The 16191-nt window shown below is 59.1% G+C and carries 17 protein-coding genes and 1 pseudogene; 8 read left to right on the top strand and 10 right to left on the bottom strand.

Features of this window, described 5'->3' with window-relative positions; genetic code table 11:
- Window positions 1-29 precede the first annotated feature (29 nt).
- From BBF94_RS24305 to BBF94_RS24280, 6 genes are all read right to left on the bottom strand, one after another.
- The gene (locus BBF94_RS24305; protein WP_065261488.1) at window positions 30-368 is read right to left on the bottom strand and encodes a HopJ type III effector protein; all 339 of its coding nucleotides are present in this window, start codon (window positions 366-368) and stop codon (window positions 30-32) included.
- Window positions 361-657 (bottom strand): DUF1244 domain-containing protein, encoded by a 297-nt coding sequence (locus BBF94_RS24300; RefSeq protein ID WP_065261487.1) that lies wholly within the window; start codon window positions 655-657, stop codon window positions 361-363. The genes BBF94_RS24305 and BBF94_RS24300 overlap by 8 nt, the downstream gene beginning before the upstream one ends.
- Window positions 658-753: 96 nt before the next feature.
- The gene (gene folX / locus BBF94_RS24295) at window positions 754-1125 is read right to left on the bottom strand and encodes a dihydroneopterin triphosphate 2'-epimerase (RefSeq protein ID WP_065261486.1); all 372 of its coding nucleotides are present in this window, start codon (window positions 1123-1125) and stop codon (window positions 754-756) included.
- A complete protein-coding gene (gene folE / locus BBF94_RS24290) occupies window positions 1126-1686 on the bottom strand; it encodes a GTP cyclohydrolase I FolE (protein ID WP_065261485.1) in 561 nt (186 codons plus the stop codon).
- Between the two features lie 21 nt (window positions 1687-1707).
- The gene (gene folM / locus BBF94_RS24285) at window positions 1708-2430 is read right to left on the bottom strand and encodes a dihydromonapterin reductase (protein WP_065261484.1); all 723 of its coding nucleotides are present in this window, start codon (window positions 2428-2430) and stop codon (window positions 1708-1710) included.
- A gap of 56 nt (window positions 2431-2486) precedes the next feature.
- Window positions 2487-3056 carry an antibiotic biosynthesis monooxygenase gene (locus BBF94_RS24280; RefSeq protein WP_065261483.1) on the bottom strand — a complete coding sequence of 190 codons (570 nt, stop codon included), beginning with the start codon at window positions 3054-3056 and terminating at the stop codon, window positions 2487-2489.
- A 212-nt stretch (window positions 3057-3268) separates the two neighbouring features.
- On the opposite strand from BBF94_RS24280, the gene BBF94_RS24275 reads away from it, so the two are divergent.
- Entirely contained in the window at window positions 3269-4228 is a 960-nt protein-coding gene (locus tag BBF94_RS24275; RefSeq protein ID WP_065261491.1) for a MerR family transcriptional regulator, read from the top strand.
- Between the two features lie 3 nt (window positions 4229-4231).
- Here the strand turns inward: BBF94_RS24275 and BBF94_RS24270 are convergent, their stop codons facing one another.
- Together BBF94_RS24270 and BBF94_RS24265 are read right to left on the bottom strand one after the other, a co-directional pair.
- The gene (locus BBF94_RS24270) at window positions 4232-4837 is read right to left on the bottom strand and encodes a hypothetical protein (protein WP_065261482.1); all 606 of its coding nucleotides are present in this window, start codon (window positions 4835-4837) and stop codon (window positions 4232-4234) included.
- A 54-nt stretch (window positions 4838-4891) separates the two neighbouring features.
- On the bottom strand, window positions 4892-5368 hold the full coding sequence (locus tag BBF94_RS24265) for a PAS domain-containing protein (RefSeq protein WP_065261481.1): 477 nt from the start codon (window positions 5366-5368) through the stop codon (window positions 4892-4894).
- Between the two features lie 153 nt (window positions 5369-5521).
- Here BBF94_RS24265 and BBF94_RS24260 point away from each other — a divergent pair.
- A pseudogene (locus tag BBF94_RS24260) lies at window positions 5522-5963 on the top strand (flavodoxin).
- Here BBF94_RS24260 and BBF94_RS24255 read toward each other — a convergent pair.
- Window positions 5953-6840 (bottom strand): LysR family transcriptional regulator, encoded by an 888-nt coding sequence (locus tag BBF94_RS24255; protein WP_065261480.1) that lies wholly within the window; start codon window positions 6838-6840, stop codon window positions 5953-5955. The pseudogene BBF94_RS24260 and the gene BBF94_RS24255 overlap by 11 nt on opposite strands.
- Window positions 6841-6935: 95 nt before the next feature.
- Here BBF94_RS24255 and BBF94_RS24250 point away from each other — a divergent pair, with 95 nt between their 5' ends.
- The 6 genes from BBF94_RS24250 to BBF94_RS24225 all read left to right on the top strand — a co-directional run bounded on the left by BBF94_RS24250 (window position 6936) and on the right by BBF94_RS24225 (window position 15261).
- Window positions 6936-7322 (top strand): CidA/LrgA family protein, encoded by a 387-nt coding sequence (locus BBF94_RS24250; RefSeq protein WP_065261479.1) that lies wholly within the window; start codon window positions 6936-6938, stop codon window positions 7320-7322.
- Window positions 7312-7998, top strand: coding sequence for an LrgB family protein (locus tag BBF94_RS24245; RefSeq protein WP_065261478.1), 687 nt, complete (start codon window positions 7312-7314; stop codon window positions 7996-7998). The genes BBF94_RS24250 and BBF94_RS24245 overlap by 11 nt, the downstream gene beginning before the upstream one ends.
- Window positions 7999-8129: 131 nt before the next feature.
- Window positions 8130-8912 (top strand): class II aldolase/adducin family protein, encoded by a 783-nt coding sequence (locus BBF94_RS24240; RefSeq protein WP_065261477.1) that lies wholly within the window; start codon window positions 8130-8132, stop codon window positions 8910-8912.
- A complete protein-coding gene (locus BBF94_RS24235; RefSeq protein WP_065261476.1) occupies window positions 8912-9814 on the top strand; it encodes an alpha/beta fold hydrolase in 903 nt (300 codons plus the stop codon). Before BBF94_RS24240 ends, BBF94_RS24235 begins: the two co-directional genes overlap by 1 nt.
- A 151-nt stretch (window positions 9815-9965) precedes the next feature.
- Window positions 9966-10877 carry an SDR family oxidoreductase gene (locus tag BBF94_RS24230; protein WP_065261475.1) on the top strand — a complete coding sequence of 304 codons (912 nt, stop codon included), beginning with the start codon at window positions 9966-9968 and terminating at the stop codon, window positions 10875-10877.
- Window positions 10878-11811: 934 nt separating this feature from the next.
- On the top strand, window positions 11812-15261 hold the full coding sequence (locus BBF94_RS24225; RefSeq protein WP_065261474.1) for a dermonecrotic toxin domain-containing protein: 3450 nt from the start codon (window positions 11812-11814) through the stop codon (window positions 15259-15261).
- A 12-nt stretch (window positions 15262-15273) separates the two neighbouring features.
- Here the strand turns inward: BBF94_RS24225 and BBF94_RS24220 are convergent, their stop codons facing one another.
- Entirely contained in the window at window positions 15274-16056 is a 783-nt protein-coding gene (locus BBF94_RS24220; RefSeq protein ID WP_065261473.1) for an IclR family transcriptional regulator, read from the bottom strand.
- Between the last annotated feature and the right edge of the window lie 135 nt (window positions 16057-16191).

Genomic DNA, 16191 nt, shown 5'->3' with positions numbered 1-16191 from the left:
TTTTTTCATGCTCGCGATTCGACGGGGAATCAGCGACGTTTCAGCGGCTGCGCGTCGAACTTCACGCTCGCCAGACCGTGCTTGATCAGCGCACGGATATTGCCGTGATCGCTGCCTTCAGGCGTTGCCACGACCGAACGGTAGTGCTCGCCGAAGGCCAGCAGCGCTTCTTCATCGCTCAAGCCTTCCAGCAGCGCCAGACCCAGCGTCTTGCACGAACCTTCGTTCTGCCCGGCCGCGTTTTCCACGCCGCCGTTGTTGAACGCCTGTGGCTGGTAGTCGTAACCGGCGGCGATGAAGGCCAGGGTGTCGGCAAAAACGTGTTCGCCGCTCTTGAGGCTGGCGCGCAGGGTGTTCAGATCACTCATTGGGTTTTCCCTTGGCGAACGCCGCTTGTTGTTCGGCGCTGGCTTCTTGCTGATATTGGGCTTTCCAGTCGGCGTACGGCATGCCGTAAACCACTTCACGGGCGTCGTCGAGGCTGACCTCGATCTGGCGCTCGTCGGCGGCGGCCTTGTACCACTTCGACAGGCAATTGCGGCAGAACCCGGCGAGGTTCATCAGGTCGATGTTCTGCACGTCCTTGCGGCTGTCCAGGTGGGCGACCAGCCGGCGGAAGGCGGCGGCTTCGAGTTCGAGGCGTTGTTGTTCGGTCATGGAAGTCTCTGCGACACAGCTGTGAGCGGCAGGCCTTGAGCTGCAGGATGGATGGCGACGGGCAAAGTTTACAGCTTGCCGCATGAAGCTTGAAGCTTAGCGGCTTGCCGCGAGCGTGATCGACACCGACTCGGCAAAGCGCAACGCGTGAGGCTTGTCGACTTCGACCTCGGCGTACAGCACCGATTCATTGGCCATTACCAGATCCAGCAGCTCCTGGGTCAGGCGTTCGAGCAGCGCGAAACGGTTGCCCTCCACGTGGGCGATGATCGCCTTGGTGATGGTGCGATAGTTCAGCGCGTGGTCGATGTCGTTGTCACGCACCGCTTCCTGGGCGGCATACAGAATGGTCAGGTTGATCAGCACATCCTGCTTGTTGAGGATTTCGTCCTCGTTGATCCCGATAAAGGTGCGCAGACGCAGATCCTTGACCCGGATACGCGCCGTTCCCGGTTGAAGTTGTGGCATTTACTTGCTCCGTCCAATCAATTGCAGGAACTCCTGACGGGTGTTGCTCGACTCGCGGAAGGCGCCGAGCATGACCGAGGTGTTCATGGTCGAATTCTGTTTTTCGACACCGCGCATCATCATGCACATGTGCCGGGCTTCGATGACCACCGCGACACCGGCGGCATCGGTGACCTGCTGGATCGCCTCGGCGATCTGCCGGGTCAGGTTTTCCTGGATCTGCAGGCGCCTGGCGAACATGTCCACCAGGCGCGCGATCTTCGACAGGCCCAGTACCTTGCCCGTCGGAATATAAGCCACATGGGCCTTGCCGATGAAGGGCAGCAGGTGATGTTCGCACAACGAGTAGAGCTCGATTTCGGCGACGATGATCATCTCGTCGCTGTCGGAAGCGAACAGCGCACCATTGACGATCTCGTCGACGCTCTGTTCATAGCCGTGACACAGGTATTGCATGGCCTTGGCCGCGCGCACCGGTGTGTCGAGCAAGCCTTCGCGGTCGGGATCCTCGCCGAGGCCGATCAGGATCTCGCGGTAGTTTTCGGGCAGGGAGCGGCTCATGGAGGATCCTCGCGGGGCAATTTACTTGATGTGCCGCCCGCCGTTGACGGTCAGGGTGGTGCCGGTGACATAGGGATTGTCGAGCAGGTAACGCAGACTCTGATAGATCACTTCACTGCCGGGCTCGATGCCCAGCGCAGATTTGGCCAGTGCCCTGGTGCGGTACGCTGCGTCATCGTCGGGATTGAACAATAGCAGGGCCGGTGCGATGCCGTTGACCTTGATTGACGGCGCATAGCGCGCGGCGAAGGACAGCGTGAGGCTGTCGAGCCCGGCCTTGCTGGCGCAGTAACCGATGTGTTTGCTGCTGCCCTTGCGCGTGACGTCGTCGCTGATGTGGATGATGTCGGCGGGGCTCGAACGTTGCAGCAGTTCGGCGCTGTGAAGGTTGATCAGATAAGGCGCCAGCATGTGGATGTTGAACATGCGGGTGAAGGCTTCGGCTTCGGCTTCGCCGTCGCCGTCGCCGTTTTCCGCCAGCCATTCGGAGGCGTTGTGCACGATCGCTCGCAGACTGTCGGTGTGGATTTTCAGTTCGGTGATGAATGCCAGGATGGACGCTTCGGTGGAAAAGTCTGCGTACACGCCGGTGGCGCCCAGATCCCTCAGCACCTTCACGCCCGGGCGTTTACTGCGGTAAGTGAAGATGACCCTGTGGCCGTCCTCCAGCAAGCGCTGCGCACAATGCAGTCCGACGCGCTGGCCGGCGCCGGTGATGAGAATGGGAGCGGCGGAAGAATTCATGAACGGCTCGCGTCGAGGTCAGAGCAAAAACTATAACAGCGACGCGAGCGATGGTTTCAGCGATTTTGCGTGGACGCCGTGCCGGGCAACGGACGGGCGGAAGAACTGTTGAGCCAGCCGGCCAACAGGCGTGTCGACAATGGGATGAAGAAGTACACCATCAAGGGTGTCAGGCACAGCGTGCTGACGAACACGCGAGCAAGCAGGCTCATTTCCCCGAGCAGCGGGCCCAGCACGAAGTTGAACAGCAACGACACCGGGAAGAACGCCAGCCAGATTGCCACGGCCTGCTTCCAGCGGGGGGGACGGACGCCTGCTGCACCGAACCAGCCTTCGATGCCGCTGACTCGATGTTCTTTCGGATGGGCGAACAGATCACTGCCGCGGGACAGCCAAGCGGTACGCGAAGCGGAATGCTCCCAGGTGTGCAGCGTCTGTTCATCGACGAAGCGGAAAATGATCTGGAATTCATTATCGCCGGGAGGCGGAGCCAGGACACCGGAACCGAGATAGCCGGGAAAGTCGGTGGCCAGTTGTTCGCCTTCGCGCAGCCAGGCGATCAGTTCCTGATAGCGGCCATCGGCGACGCGACGCGCGACCATCAGCGTGACGGGGGAAGTAGACATTGTGTATCTCCGAATTGCATGTGCTTCGCTCCGGGTAGGAGTTTCGCCTTACGCAGCACCGGGGTAGCGGGCTGCGTATTTCGACTAGCAAGGATTGTTCCTGATTATTGTGAAAAATCAGAGACGTTGGTCCCATTTCATCCCTTGAATCAGGATGGGGCATCAGAGGTAGAATGGGATCCAACTACGCCAACAAGGATGTGCCCGCCCACATGCCTGTCATCACTGACCTTCGCCTGGCTTCGCAAGCTTCTGTTGCGCTTGAGCGCGAGGAGCTTTTCCCCATACGAGAGGTGGCACGGCTGACCGGCGTCAATCCGGTTACGCTGCGTGCATGGGAGCGTCGTTATGGCCTGATCCAGCCGACGCGCACCGAAAGTGGGCACAGACTGTATTCGATGACCGATATCGAGCGCGTCCGCAGTATTGTCGATTGGATCGATCGCGGCGTGGCAGTGAGCAAGGTCGGCAAGATCCTGGCCAGGACCGAACCGATGAAGGCGCTGGCGCACATCATTCCCGATGATCTGGTGCAGGCCGACTACCTGCAGTGGCAGGCGCAGATTCAGCGCGCGGTCAGTTCTTTCGACGATCAGGGCCTCGACCGTGTCTACGGTCAGATTTTTTCCTCCTATGCGTTGCCCGTGGTGTTTCAGGACATCCTGATGCCGCTCTGGCTGCAGATGCTGCAGCGCCAGGACGCCTTTGGACAAACCAGCGAGTGGCTGTTCTTCGACGGGTTCCTGCGGGCGCGGGTGTTGCAGCGCATCGTCATGCTTCGTGGCTCGCAACCGCGCAAGGTGATCGTCAGTGCCCTGGCCGGGCAGTGCCGTGAGCTGGAGTTGCTGGTAGCGGCGCTGTTTCTCAGTGATCACGATGCGGGCGTACGCGTGTTGACCACCGGGCAGCCGTTCGACGAATTGACGCTGGTCTGCGAAAAGATCAAGCCCCAGGCGCTGGTGCTGTTCTCCAATCACGCGCCGACGGCGGAATTGCCCCGGCGCCTGAATCGCCTGGCGCTGAGTCTCGACTGTCAGTTGTTGCTGGCCGGTGATGCGTCGGATCTGGCGCAGGACAGTCTGGCCGGCTCATCGGTGGGTTGTCTGGGTAACGAAGGGGCGACCATGCGCCAGCGTATGAACCGTTTTCTGGCAGGGACGCTGGATACCTGAAGATCAGGTATGCAGGGCCGGGTGAGTCAGTCGGTGTTGCTGAAGAATGAACTGGCGCAGCCGCTCGGTTTCATCGGCATCGCTTTGGGTCAGGTCGTAGGCGAAGAAGCCGCTTTCGGTTTCCCGTTCGAAAGTACCGCGCAGGGAAATCCGCTCATAGCCTGAAGGGCTGAACCACAGGGCAAAATGCCGCGGCGGTTTGGTCTTGTTGCGCACTTCCAGCAGAACGCCTTTGTGCGAAACCTCGTGAACCCACAGCATGCCCGGTTGCCCTTTGGCATTCTCCAGGGCGACCGGCTCTTCCAGGGTCAGACGCCACGGGCGCACCATCGGCCCGTCTTCGTAAATGCTCGGTACACCCAGACGCAGATGCAGCGCGTGGAATTCGTCCTCCACCAGATGCAACGGAAAGGTCATTTGCTGGTTTTCGAAACTGGCCTGGATGGTGACCTGCTCATGGGCCGCCAGGCGCGTGAGCAGGTCACGGATTTGCGAACCACCATTGACCAGCAGGCTGGACGTCGCATCCCGCACGTTGAGCTGCGGGTTGTGTTGCATGGTCTGGATGAAGTCCAGCTCGTCCTGGGTCAGGAGGGCGTCGCGTTGCATGGCTAACTCGAAATAAATAATTACAAAGTCATTGGTGATTGTAGTTAATGACACTTAGTTCGCAGTTTTGTTTGCGCCGTTCGTCGCTTTCAGGGCCGCAAGCTCGGCTTCGAGAGCCGCGACCTGCGCCTCCAGCTGCGCAACACGCTGCTGTGCCTTGACCTGAACAGTGACGTCCTTTTGCACACCGACGAAGTATGTCTGTCCGTCATCAGCGTTTTTTACTGTCGACAGCGACAGTTCGTTCCAGAACGGCGTGCCGTCCTTGCGATAGTTGCGGATGATTTCCCGGCACGAACCGTTATTGCGCAACGCTTCCCGGATCAGCGGCAGATTCTCCTGATCCCGGTCTCCGGCCTGCAGGAAACGGCAATCCTGATAGAGAATTTCCTCGCTGGTGTAGCCCGTCAGGCGTTCGAAAGCCGGGTTCACGTAAATCAGGATGTTGTCGTCCTTGCCTTCCCGTTCGGCCACCACGATTCCATCGTTCGACGCATTGATCACCATTTGCAGCAGACTGGCGTTGATCATCGTTGAATCCCTTCAAGGTTGTCGGTGGCAGGCATTCTAGAAGATCAATCGGCGCTGTCTACTGGCCATCAGCGCTTATCGAGAGCCAATCGCAACAGGGCGACGACGGCTGTTACTATCGCCGCTCATTTTTTCAGTTGCAGGATCAGATTGATGAAAGTCGCCATCCTCTCCGGCTCGGTGTACGGCACCGCCGAAGAAGTCGCCCGCCACGCCCAGAGCCTGTTGAAAACCGCCGGTTTTGAAACCTTCTGCAACGCGCGCGCCAGCCTCGCCGACCTTCAGGCTTTTGGCCCGGAAGCCTTGCTCGCCGTGACTTCGACTACCGGCATGGGTGAGTTGCCGGACAACCTGCAACCGTTGTACGCGAACATTCGCGACCAGTTGCCGGCGGCCTGGCGCGGTGATCGCCCTGGGCGACGCCAGTTACGGCGATACCTTTTGCGGCGGTGGGGAGCAGATGCGTGAGCTGTTCGGTGAGCTGGGCGTACGGGAAGTGCAGGACATGTTGCGCATCGACGCCAGCGAAAGTGTCACTCCGGAAACCGACGCAGAGCCTTGGCTCGCGCAGTTGATCGTCGCGCTCAAGGGCTGAAGCGGCGTTCGCGCAGCAACGCGAGCCAGGCTTGTGCAGCCTTTGACAGATAGGCGCCGCGCCGCCAGATGAAGGCGATGTCCCAACGCAGGTAGTCCGGCGCTTTCAGGCTCAGGCGAATCACGCCTGGCCGTACCAGACCGCGCGCGACCACACTGGGCAGCAGCACCACACCTTGCCCGGCGGCCACCAGCGCCGCGAGAAAGTCCGCCTGGCCGCTGCGCCCGCCTTCCTTCGGCGTGAAGCCCATTTGCTGGCAGGCCTGAAGCAAGCGATCATTGAGCACGAAGCTGCGCTGATACAGCAGGAACGGCGTGTCGGCCAGCTCCTCCAGAGCGATCTCGTCTTTCGTCGCCAATGGATGCTCCAACGGCAGCAGCGCATCGAGCGGTTCATCGCAGAACGGCTGACAGTCGAATTGCGGATCGTTCGGTAGCAGACTGCCGCCCAGCTCCAGTTCACCGCTCAACACGGCTTGTTCGATATGGCGACTGCCACCTTCGAGCAATTGCACGCTGATGTTCGGGTAACGTCGCCGGTACTCGGCAAACAGGCCGGCAAACAGAGCGTCGCTGCCCAGCAACGGCAATCCCAGACGTAACTCGCCCCGTGCCAGATGGCTGAGATCGTCCAGTTCCGTGAGCAATTCATCACGCAGGCGCAGCATGCCTTCGGCTCGTTGCAGCACCACGCTGCCGGCGGCGGTCAGACGTAGCTGCGAACCCAGGCGTTCGAGCAGCGGCGTGCCGAGACTCTGTTCGAGCTGCGCGATCTGCTTGCTCACGGCGGACTGACTGATGTGCAGGGTTTTCGCCGCCTGGGTGAAGCCGCCCTGATGCATGACTTCGACGAAGCTTTTGAGCTGTTTGAATTCCATGAGTCGATTCCAGATTGGAATGGCTTTGAGTCTAACAATTCGCTTCTGGGATGGCAGCCAGGTTCGTAAAATAGGCACCTGAAAGGAGCCCGCCCATGAAAACCTCGCCCACCAAATACCTCTCTCGCCTGCTGGCCGAACTGGCCGTCCTGCTCGGTCTCTATCTGCTCGGCTGCCAGGTGGCCGCATGGCTGGCCTGGCCGATCCCCGGCGGCGTAATCGGCATGGCATTGCTGCTGTTGGCTTTTACATTAGGCTGGGTCAAGCCGGCGGCGCTGCAAATGGGCGCGGGATTGCTGATGGCCGAGATGCTGCTGTTCTTTATTCCGGCGTTGATGAGCCTGCTGGATTACGGCGCCTTGCTGCGTGACGACGGCTGGCGGATTCTGCTGGTGATCGCCGTCAGTACGTTGATGGTGATGCTGGTGACGGCGTTCACCGTTGAACTGGCCGTGCGTCTGAGGCGGTCCCATGAAGCTTGAACTGATGCCGATGTTCTGGCTGGCGTTCACCTTGCTGGCCTATCTGTTCAGTCGTTGGCTGTATCGCCGTACCGGGCGTTACTTGCTGTCGCCGCTGATTCTGGTCCCTGCCTTGTTGCTGGCGCTCGCGGTGCCGCTGCACACCGCCTACGCCGAATACTCGAGCAACACCCACTGGTTGATGCTGGTGCTTGGCCCGGTCACGGTCGCGTTTGCGGTACCGATCTGGCAACAGCGACGTTTGCTGATGCGGCACTGGTCGGCATTGTTGCTGGGCATGCTGGCCGGCAGCGCCGCATCGATCGCCACCTCGTTCGGTCTGGCCAGGGCATTGGCGCTGGACAGCTCGGTTACGCTGTCACTGGTACCACGCTCGATCACCACACCGTTTGCCATGCCGCTGGCACAGGATCTGGGTGGCGTGCCAGAGCTGACGGCGGTGTTCGTGATGTTCACCGGGGTGTTCGGTGCCATGCTGGGCGGGGTGTTGCTCAAGTGGCTGCCGCTGCGCAGCGCTCTGGCTCGCGGCGCCTTGTTTGGCGTTGGCGCTCATGGCGCCGGCGTCAGTCGTGCCCATGAAGTGGGTGGTGAAGAAGGTTCAGTGGCGGGGCTGGTGATGGTGCTGACTGGGCTGCTCAATCTGTTCGCCGCGCCTTTGCTGGCGTCGGTGCTTTGACACGGATCCAAACGGTTTGCACAGCTGACCCGCTCAGTCATCAAGCTGGCTGCCAATGCAACTACGCGAACCTGCGGGGCTGACTAGACTGCTGACACCCGCCGAAAAAAACAAAAACAGAGGTGCATACAGTGAGCGTAGCCCCCGTCCCCTCATCACTCGATGTAAAAAACCAGGTCAGCGCCGCGGAGTGGCAGACCCGGGTCGATCTCGCCGCCTGCTATCGACTGGTCGCCCTGCATGGCTGGGACGATCTGATCTTCACTCACATCTCGGCCAAGGTGCCGGGCACCGAAGATTTTCTGATCAATCCGTTCGGAATGATGTTCCATGAGATCACTGCCTCCAGCCTGGTGAAAGTCGACCAGGCCGGCAACAAACTGATGGACAGCCCCTACGAGATCAACCCTGCCGGCTACACCATCCACAGCGCGGTCCACGAAGTTCGCCATGATGTGGCCTGTGTGCTGCATACCCACACGGCGTCCGGAGTTGCGGTGTCGGCGCAGAAGCAGGGCATGTTGCCGATCAGTCAGCAATCGCTGTTCGTGCTGTCCAGTCTGGCTTTCCATGCCTATGAAGGTGTTGCGCTCAATCATGAAGAGAAAGCCCGGCTGCAGGCCGATCTTGGCGACAACAACTTCCTGATGCTGCACAACCATGGGCTGCTGACCTGTGGCGGTACCATCGCCGACACGTTCCTGATGATGTTCACCTTCCAGCGTGCCTGCGACATTCAGGTCATGGCGCAGAGTGGCGGTGCCGAACTGATCGCCATCGAACCGCAGATCCTGGCCGGTGCCAAGGCAATGATCGCCGGCGTCACCAAAAGCGCTCAAGGCATGGGTGGCGCGCTGGCCTGGCCGGCGCTGCTGCGCAAACTCGATAAACAAGACCCGGGGTATAAAGTCTGATGCCGCTCGCCGAGATTCCTCTGAGTGTCTGGCGCAAACGCAGCCAGTCGTTTGTCTTCCGTGGTCAGTCGATCCGTTACTGGACAGCCGGGCAGGGTGAACCGCTGCTGTTGATTCATGGCTTCCCGACGGCCAGTTGGGACTGGCATTACCTGTGGCAACCGCTGGGTCAGCGCTTTCGGGTGATCGCCTGCGACATGCTCGGTTTCGGCGACTCGGCCAAACCGTTGAACCATACCTACAGCCTGCTGGAGCAGGCCGACCTGCAACAAGCCTTGCTCGCGCATCTTGAGATCGAACAACCGGTGCACCTGCTGGCGCACGATTACGGTGACAGTGTTGCTCAGGAACTGCTGGCCCGGCATTACGAAGCAAGGATCGAAATCGCCAGTTGCGTGTTCCTCAACGGTGGATTGTTCCCGGAAACCCATCGGCCACTGCTGGCGCAAAAACTGCTGCTCAGCCCGCTGGGCTGGATGATCGGCCGGGCATTTACCCGTGATGCACTGGTGAAAAGTTTCCGGCAGATCTTCGGTCCGGATACCTGCCCCAGCGAAAGCGAGATGGATGATTTCTGGAGCCTGATCGAATGCAATCGCGGGCCGCGGATCATGCACAAACTGATCACCTACATTCCTGAGCGTCGTGTGCAGCGTGATCGCTGGGTCGCGGCGATGCAGCGCGGTGAAGTGCCTTTGCGAGTGATTGATGGTGCAGCCGATCCGATCTCCGGTGCGCACATGGTCGAACGCTATCGCGAGCTGATCCCCGACGCAGACACGGTGCAATTGGCAGGTATCGGTCATTACCCGCAAAACGAAGCGCCGGTGCAGGTGCTCAAGCACTATCTGGAGTTTCGCGATCATTTCGTCCTGCCGCCGCGCAAGGTGGCCTGCTCCTGAGCACCGGGCGGAGGTGCTTCGCGCCTCTGCACGGTCCCATCATCCCCCAGCCTTATCGGGCACCATTCAGCCTCTGCCCTGTTCGTTGTGACCGGACGCAGCGTGCCTGACACTCGGGACACTGTCCCTCAGGCCTGCTGGAGTTGCCTCGATGAATGAGTCTGTGCGTTTCGAAGATAAAGTCGTGATCGTCACCGGAGCCGGTGGTGGCCTGGGCCGGGCACATGCTTTGCTGTTCGCCAGGCAGGGCGCCAGGGTGCTGGTCAACGACCTCGGTGGCTCGACCCAAGGCGAAGGCGCCAGCGCCTCGGCCGCCGACCGGGTGGTGGCGCAGATCCGCGAGGCCGGCGGTATCGCCGAGGCCAACCATGACTCGGTGACCGACGGCGACAAACTGGTGCAGAACGCCCTCGACGTGTTCGGTCGCGTCGACGTAGTGGTCAACAACGCCGGTATCCTGCGGGACAAGAGCTTCAACAAGATGGAAGACGCCGACTGGGATCTGGTCTATCGCGTTCACGTCGAAGGTGCCTACAAGGTGACCCGCGCCGCATGGCCACACCTGCGCGAGCAAAATTACGGCCGGGTGATCTTCACCGCATCGACCTCGGGCATCTATGGCAACTTCGGCCAGTCCAACTACGGCATGGCCAAGCTGGGTCTTTACGGCTTGACCCGTACGCTGGCCATCGAAGGTCGCAAGAACAATATCCTGGTCAACGCCATCGCTCCTACCGGCGGTACGCGCATGACCGAAGGCCTGATTCCGCCCCAAGTGTTCGAACAGCTGAAACCGGAACTGGTCAGTCCGCTGGTGGTGTACCTGGCCAGCGAACAATGCCAGGAAACCGCCGGCCTGTTCGAAGTCGGCGGCGGCTGGATGGGCAAGGTGCGCTGGGAGCGCAGCCTGGGCGCCGGATTCGATCCGCGCAAGGGTTTCAGCCCGGAAGATGTCGCTGCGCACTGGCAACAGATCTGCGACTTCGAAGGGGCGGCGCATCCGAAGGACAATATCGAAGCGCTCAAAGAAATGATGGCGAATCTGCAGAAGTATTCGCTTTGACGCCGTTGTGTCGTCTGACAGGACTCGTCTGAGTCCTGTCGTACCCGCCAAACATCCCCACCTAAAAAACACCGCCCATAAAAAAGGCCGCTGCAAACGCAGCGGCCAAGGCAAGACGTTGGATCAAGGAGCTACAAATCAACGTCAGTGAACACCTGGGTGATGGAGCGAAAAACGCTTCAGTCCATCAGAAATCGGTTGCCGACGATCCGGTCGTGGACTTTTGCTTCGTGGCGGGGCTGCCGTGAAAGCCCGCTCAGAATAAGCGCCTGAGACCAAAGGAAAAATAGCGATTCCGGACATGCACTGTTACGGGGCATGTAACAGTGGCCGGTGCAAAACGGTGAAAATTCTCCCGTTTATGTGTGGAACATCCCGTTCCTCCATGAACAGGCGTTGTCGCTGACGGTGGGCGAAACAGTCATCGTCGTTCGATAAGCGCAAACCTGCCCGGTAGTGTTTTGAAAGATACCGGCTACTTCAATGTGTCGGGATTATAAGGTTTGAGGGTTAATGACTGAGTGCTTGTGTCGAGTGGGTGCAGGAAAATAAGTTTTCTATTTAAAGTGGCGATAAAGGTTCATTGAGTTGAGAGTGTCTCAAGTTGTGGGGCTGATTGCCTCGAGAAACACCCACCGAAAAATGGTGGGCAAGTTGTTCATCTCATTGCATACGGTTAAAACTCATGTCTGATGCATTCATGTCGTCATGAGCATGACGAGTCGGGCATATGCCGTGGCGCGTGCGAGAATGCTTGGGTTTGTGCAGTTAATTGTCAGTTAATGAAGTTGTAGGTCATGTGGTTGTACTGAAGTTTTCAATACTTCGTAAAGTGTGGGGGGTGTTTTTGTTGGTGCTTTTCAAACTAGGTTGATTACACGGTTCGGGCGATGTCGTATCGCCTGGTTGTAAAGTGTATTTGCGGAGTTTTTTTATGAGTGTCATGGAAAAAACATCGATTGAAACAGGTCTGGGTAAAGTTGATCAGGGTTTTGTAGAGTTTGAACGCACACTGCGAACGTTGCCTTCGTTCAAGTCGGTTTTGCAGGATGTGGTATTGAAAGAACTTCAGAACCTGCTGCCGGATATTTACATCAGCAAGACTTACATCACCGCACGGGGTCGAGAAATCGTCAATCCACAACCGACCGGGCTGCTCATGGACGTATTCATGCAGTGCCTGGCGCTGGGTCGGGCACCTGTCTATGACGCCAGCCGATACGGCGTCTACGACTGGCCCGACTCCACGGATGACGAGGATCGAATCCAGGGGCTTGATGTGGTTGCCGTCGGCTCAATGATCGGGAACGTGTTGGGCTCGCTGGATCATCTGTACCCGCCCTTGTTGACGCAATACTGGACCGCGTCTTCCGGCAAGGATGACAAGGGGCGCGAGCTGCCGTCGCGCAGCCGTCAGCTTCAGGATGCGCATGCAGCCCTGTTCTGGCATGAATTGAGTGCGACAGTGCAGTTGCAGGGCGTGCGGCCGGAAGTGGAGGAAAGTTTTGCCGTCTACATCAGGGGCGCATCCAACACGCCGGCCTATAGTGTTTCTCTGCAACTGGATGACGGTCGATTCGCGACGCTGGCCGGTTGCTTTGTCACTTACCTTGCTGGCCGCTCGGTCCCTGAATTGATCGTCGGTGACGATGAATGGGTCGTACTGTTCACGCATGTGAACGGCCTGGAAACATTTCGCACACCGGCCATGATGCAGCGGGTTCTGGAGCAGCGGCTGGAAAACGCAGAAAGCCGGACGCAATTGCTCAAGGGTGTCCCGCTCGAGGACGCCGCCCAGGTCAGAAGTATTCCGGCTATCCGTTACCTGAACATCCAGGGTGAACTCTTCCGGACAGTCACGTCCCGGTTGCTTGACAAGCAGCAAAAAGACATCGCCTGGCATCTTCGCCAACTGAAAAAAAGCGGTACAGATCTGCAAGCCATCATTCGTTCCATCGAATCGACCCATCGCCAGGAGGACGCCATCGATGCCGCCAGGGGACGCATCGCTCGTCTGCTGGTCTTGATGACCAGAAAAAACCGGCCGCAATGGCTCAAGGATGCTCCCGCCACCCATCAGGAAGTTTTCGCCTCGATGGAACAGGGATTGTTCAGAAGTCAGGTGGCATTGCATGAGTCGATGGGCGGGGTGTCTTCATTCCAGGAGTATGTGCGCGGTGTCGTCGAAACTCATGTTTCCGCAGGCGATACCCAACGTGTGGACCCTGATGCGATCTGGGTGACGGTGCAACATTCGCTGCCGATGGGCAGCCGGCGTATCGAACATATCGAGCGTAAAACCCTGACCCAGCTGTTCATGTATGGCGTGCATGACAAGGGGGCTGCGTACTCGATCAAGTTCGAGGCGTTTCACAATAACCCGCGGCTGACAGCGTCCAATATCGAACGTGCCATCCGCCAGTTTGATCTGCGGGTGCAATATGCCAACGAACGCAATGATCGCTTTGGACGGGCGCCTGTCAGAGAAGCCATGCGCGAAGTGCTGGCGCAGCAGATTGCTGTCAGCCACTTCGCCGCGATCCTGCAAAAACACATCAGTCCACAGGCGCAGGATTTGGTGCAGCGGTATTTGCTTGGGGATCCGGGAATAGAAGCATCGAGTGTTGCTTTCCGGCGTTACTACAAACCGTTCAGGGACATGCTTGCCTTTCGTGCGAAAGGACCGACGCCTGATCGCTCGATGCATGTTCTGTATGCGCCCGGCGCACCGACAGGGCAGCAGTGGTTCGAATTCTCCGATCTGACGGCATTGAAGCGGCAATTCATTGCATGGGGGTTCGAGACCCGTGAACGTGACTTCCTCATCCGTCAGGCGTTCAGCGAAGACCGCGCGGACTTCGAGAAAAACTACCTTTCCTACAGTGACCCGGGCCCGGTATTCCAGCCATGGTGGTGGGAGGGTGTGACATTGGTGCAATGGACGCAGGGACTTGATGGCGGTCCGTTGATGGGGGCCATTCACCGGTTGATCGACTGGGAAGTTGCAGAGGAAAGAGTGGCCACGCCCGTCTGGTTCCGCAACTCGGCCGCACAGGATCGTGAGCGGCTCACCCGGCTGAATACGGAGTTCAGGGCGATCTATGAAGTCTCAAAAGATGAACTGAATATCCCCACCATGATGTCGTTTTCCCGAGACCTGGTGATGGAAAGGCTCAACAGTCACCTGCGCCGGTCTGACCCGAAACATCCACTGATCGATCCTGATCAAGTGAACGTCAAGGTGAGTGGGCAGGAGTGGATGACGCTCACTCAACTATTCATTCAATGGCAGCTCTGGCCGAGCGATGACAAGGCGGCGTTCATCGCCAGAAATGGCTCCTCGCTCGGGAGTCTGAGCGCGAGCGATGTTAAATCATTGATCAATCTGCGACCGGCCAGGGCGTATGAGTGGTATCTGGTTGACCGTTTCGCCAACTCCCCGTCGCAGGACCTCAAGGCGAAGCTCTTCTGCAAGGTCAAGCAGAACGAAATGCTAAGGGGCGCATTGATCCAAAAGATGCAGGGTTCTCTGTCCTCCGAACAATTCGATTGGCTGACGGGACTGATCGAGGGACTGGATCATGACCGTCCTCATGAGCTGGAACCGTTCAAGCCTGGAACCACGCCGCAGGAGGGCGTCTATACTCTGGTTCTTGAAGGCCGACGTATCGAGGGTGCCTACACATTCGGTCACAGGGTGGCGGGTAAACTGCAACTGCTGGTCTACATTCCCAAGGCACCGGACGGCTTGAGCTTTCGCCCGCTCGAGTCGCTGACGCTGGGGCTCAAGGGGGCCGATCTGGGCGATCACGTCGTTGCACTGACAAGGCTGGAGCACCGGGCCGTCGTGCAGAACTTCGTCACTCGTTGCCGGAGCGCTGTAAACGCTCTCCCGACGCCTGCATTGAATAACAGTTACCCCGTGACTCATTTCAAGTTCGAGTTCGACAGCATGATTTCGCGGGTACTCAGTGACGTTGACTATCAGACGACTACACCTGCCGAGCGATTCTGGAACACGGTGCTGGTGGTCACGGAACTGGCGCTGGATATCGTCTCGCTGTTTGTCCCGCCGGTAGGGCTGGTCACCAGCATCGTGCGGATTACGCGGTCGATCGTTCAAGGCATCGTTGCCTACGGCCTGGGCGATGACGAAGTGGGCAAGCAGCATCTGGCCACAACCTGGAGAAGCTCCATTCTCTTGTACGTCGGTGTGATCGCGGGAGTGGGTGGATCGGTTTCAGCGGTGGGAGCGTTGTCACGAGTCAAGGACATCGCCGACATCGTATCGACCGCGACCGGCGTGCCGGTGGGGGTGGGTTACATCACCGCTGCTGTTTCTCCCCACGTGATTGCGGACAGCCGGACGCGTATCATCGGTTGATGATTCAATTCTTCAAGCGGACTGATACCCCATCCGCCAGCTCACGGCTCGCGTCGCAGCCAACAGCCGCTGCGCCGCCGGGCCGTTTTCGTCGGCGTGGAACAACGACGTCGGGCCGACGATGGTCAACACCGCCGCGATCTGCCCGAGGGCGTTGAACACCGGTGCCGAGAGGGCATCGACACCCGGCATCAACAAACCATGGACATGATGCAGACCGCGTTCGCGGATCTGTTCGCACAACACTGCATAAGCTTTTTCGTCTGCCAGCGGATGGGCGCCGACGGCGATTTCCTGTTCGCGCAATTCGGCGGTTTCCCGATGCGGCAGATAGGCGCCGAACACCAGACCTGTCGAAGAACTGAGCAGCGGCAACACCGAGCCCAGTTGCGTCACTACCGTCACTGCACGCACCGCCGGCTCGATGTGTACCACGGTCGCGCCCTGATTGCCCCACACCGCCAGGAAACAGGTTTCGTTGAGTTCGTCGCGCAGTTCGGCCAGGGGCAGGGCAGCGACTTTCAGCACGTCCATACTGTTGAGTGCCGCCAGGCCCACGCGCAGGGCTTCACGACCCAGGCCGTAATGGTTGGTGGCGGTGTTCTGCTCGGCGAAGCCGCTGGCGATCAATGCCTGCAGATAGCGGTGAACCTTGCTCGCCGGCATCTGCACATGTTCGGCCAGGCGCGACAGCGAAGTGGACGGCGACAACTCGGCCAACGCCTTGAGGATGTCGGTGCCGACTTCGGCGGAGCGGACTTTCTGTTTGCCGTTGCTGTCGCTGGTTTTTTCCATGGTGCTGCCGTGTCCCGGAACGAATGGGCGTCTTTATAGCTTGACGCTGGATAGCGAGCAAATTACGTTATGCGTAATCGAATTACGATAAAAATAACCCCGGCGTGCCAAGACCTCTGACCCAGAGCGTCCGGC

Origin of the sequence: Pseudomonas bananamidigenes (assembly GCF_001679645.1) — a bacterium.
In the GTDB taxonomy this organism is placed as follows: domain Bacteria; phylum Pseudomonadota; class Gammaproteobacteria; order Pseudomonadales; family Pseudomonadaceae; genus Aquipseudomonas; species Aquipseudomonas bananamidigenes.
Note: the sequence above shows the minus strand (reverse complement) of the source record. Positions and strands in the feature narration are given on the sequence as shown.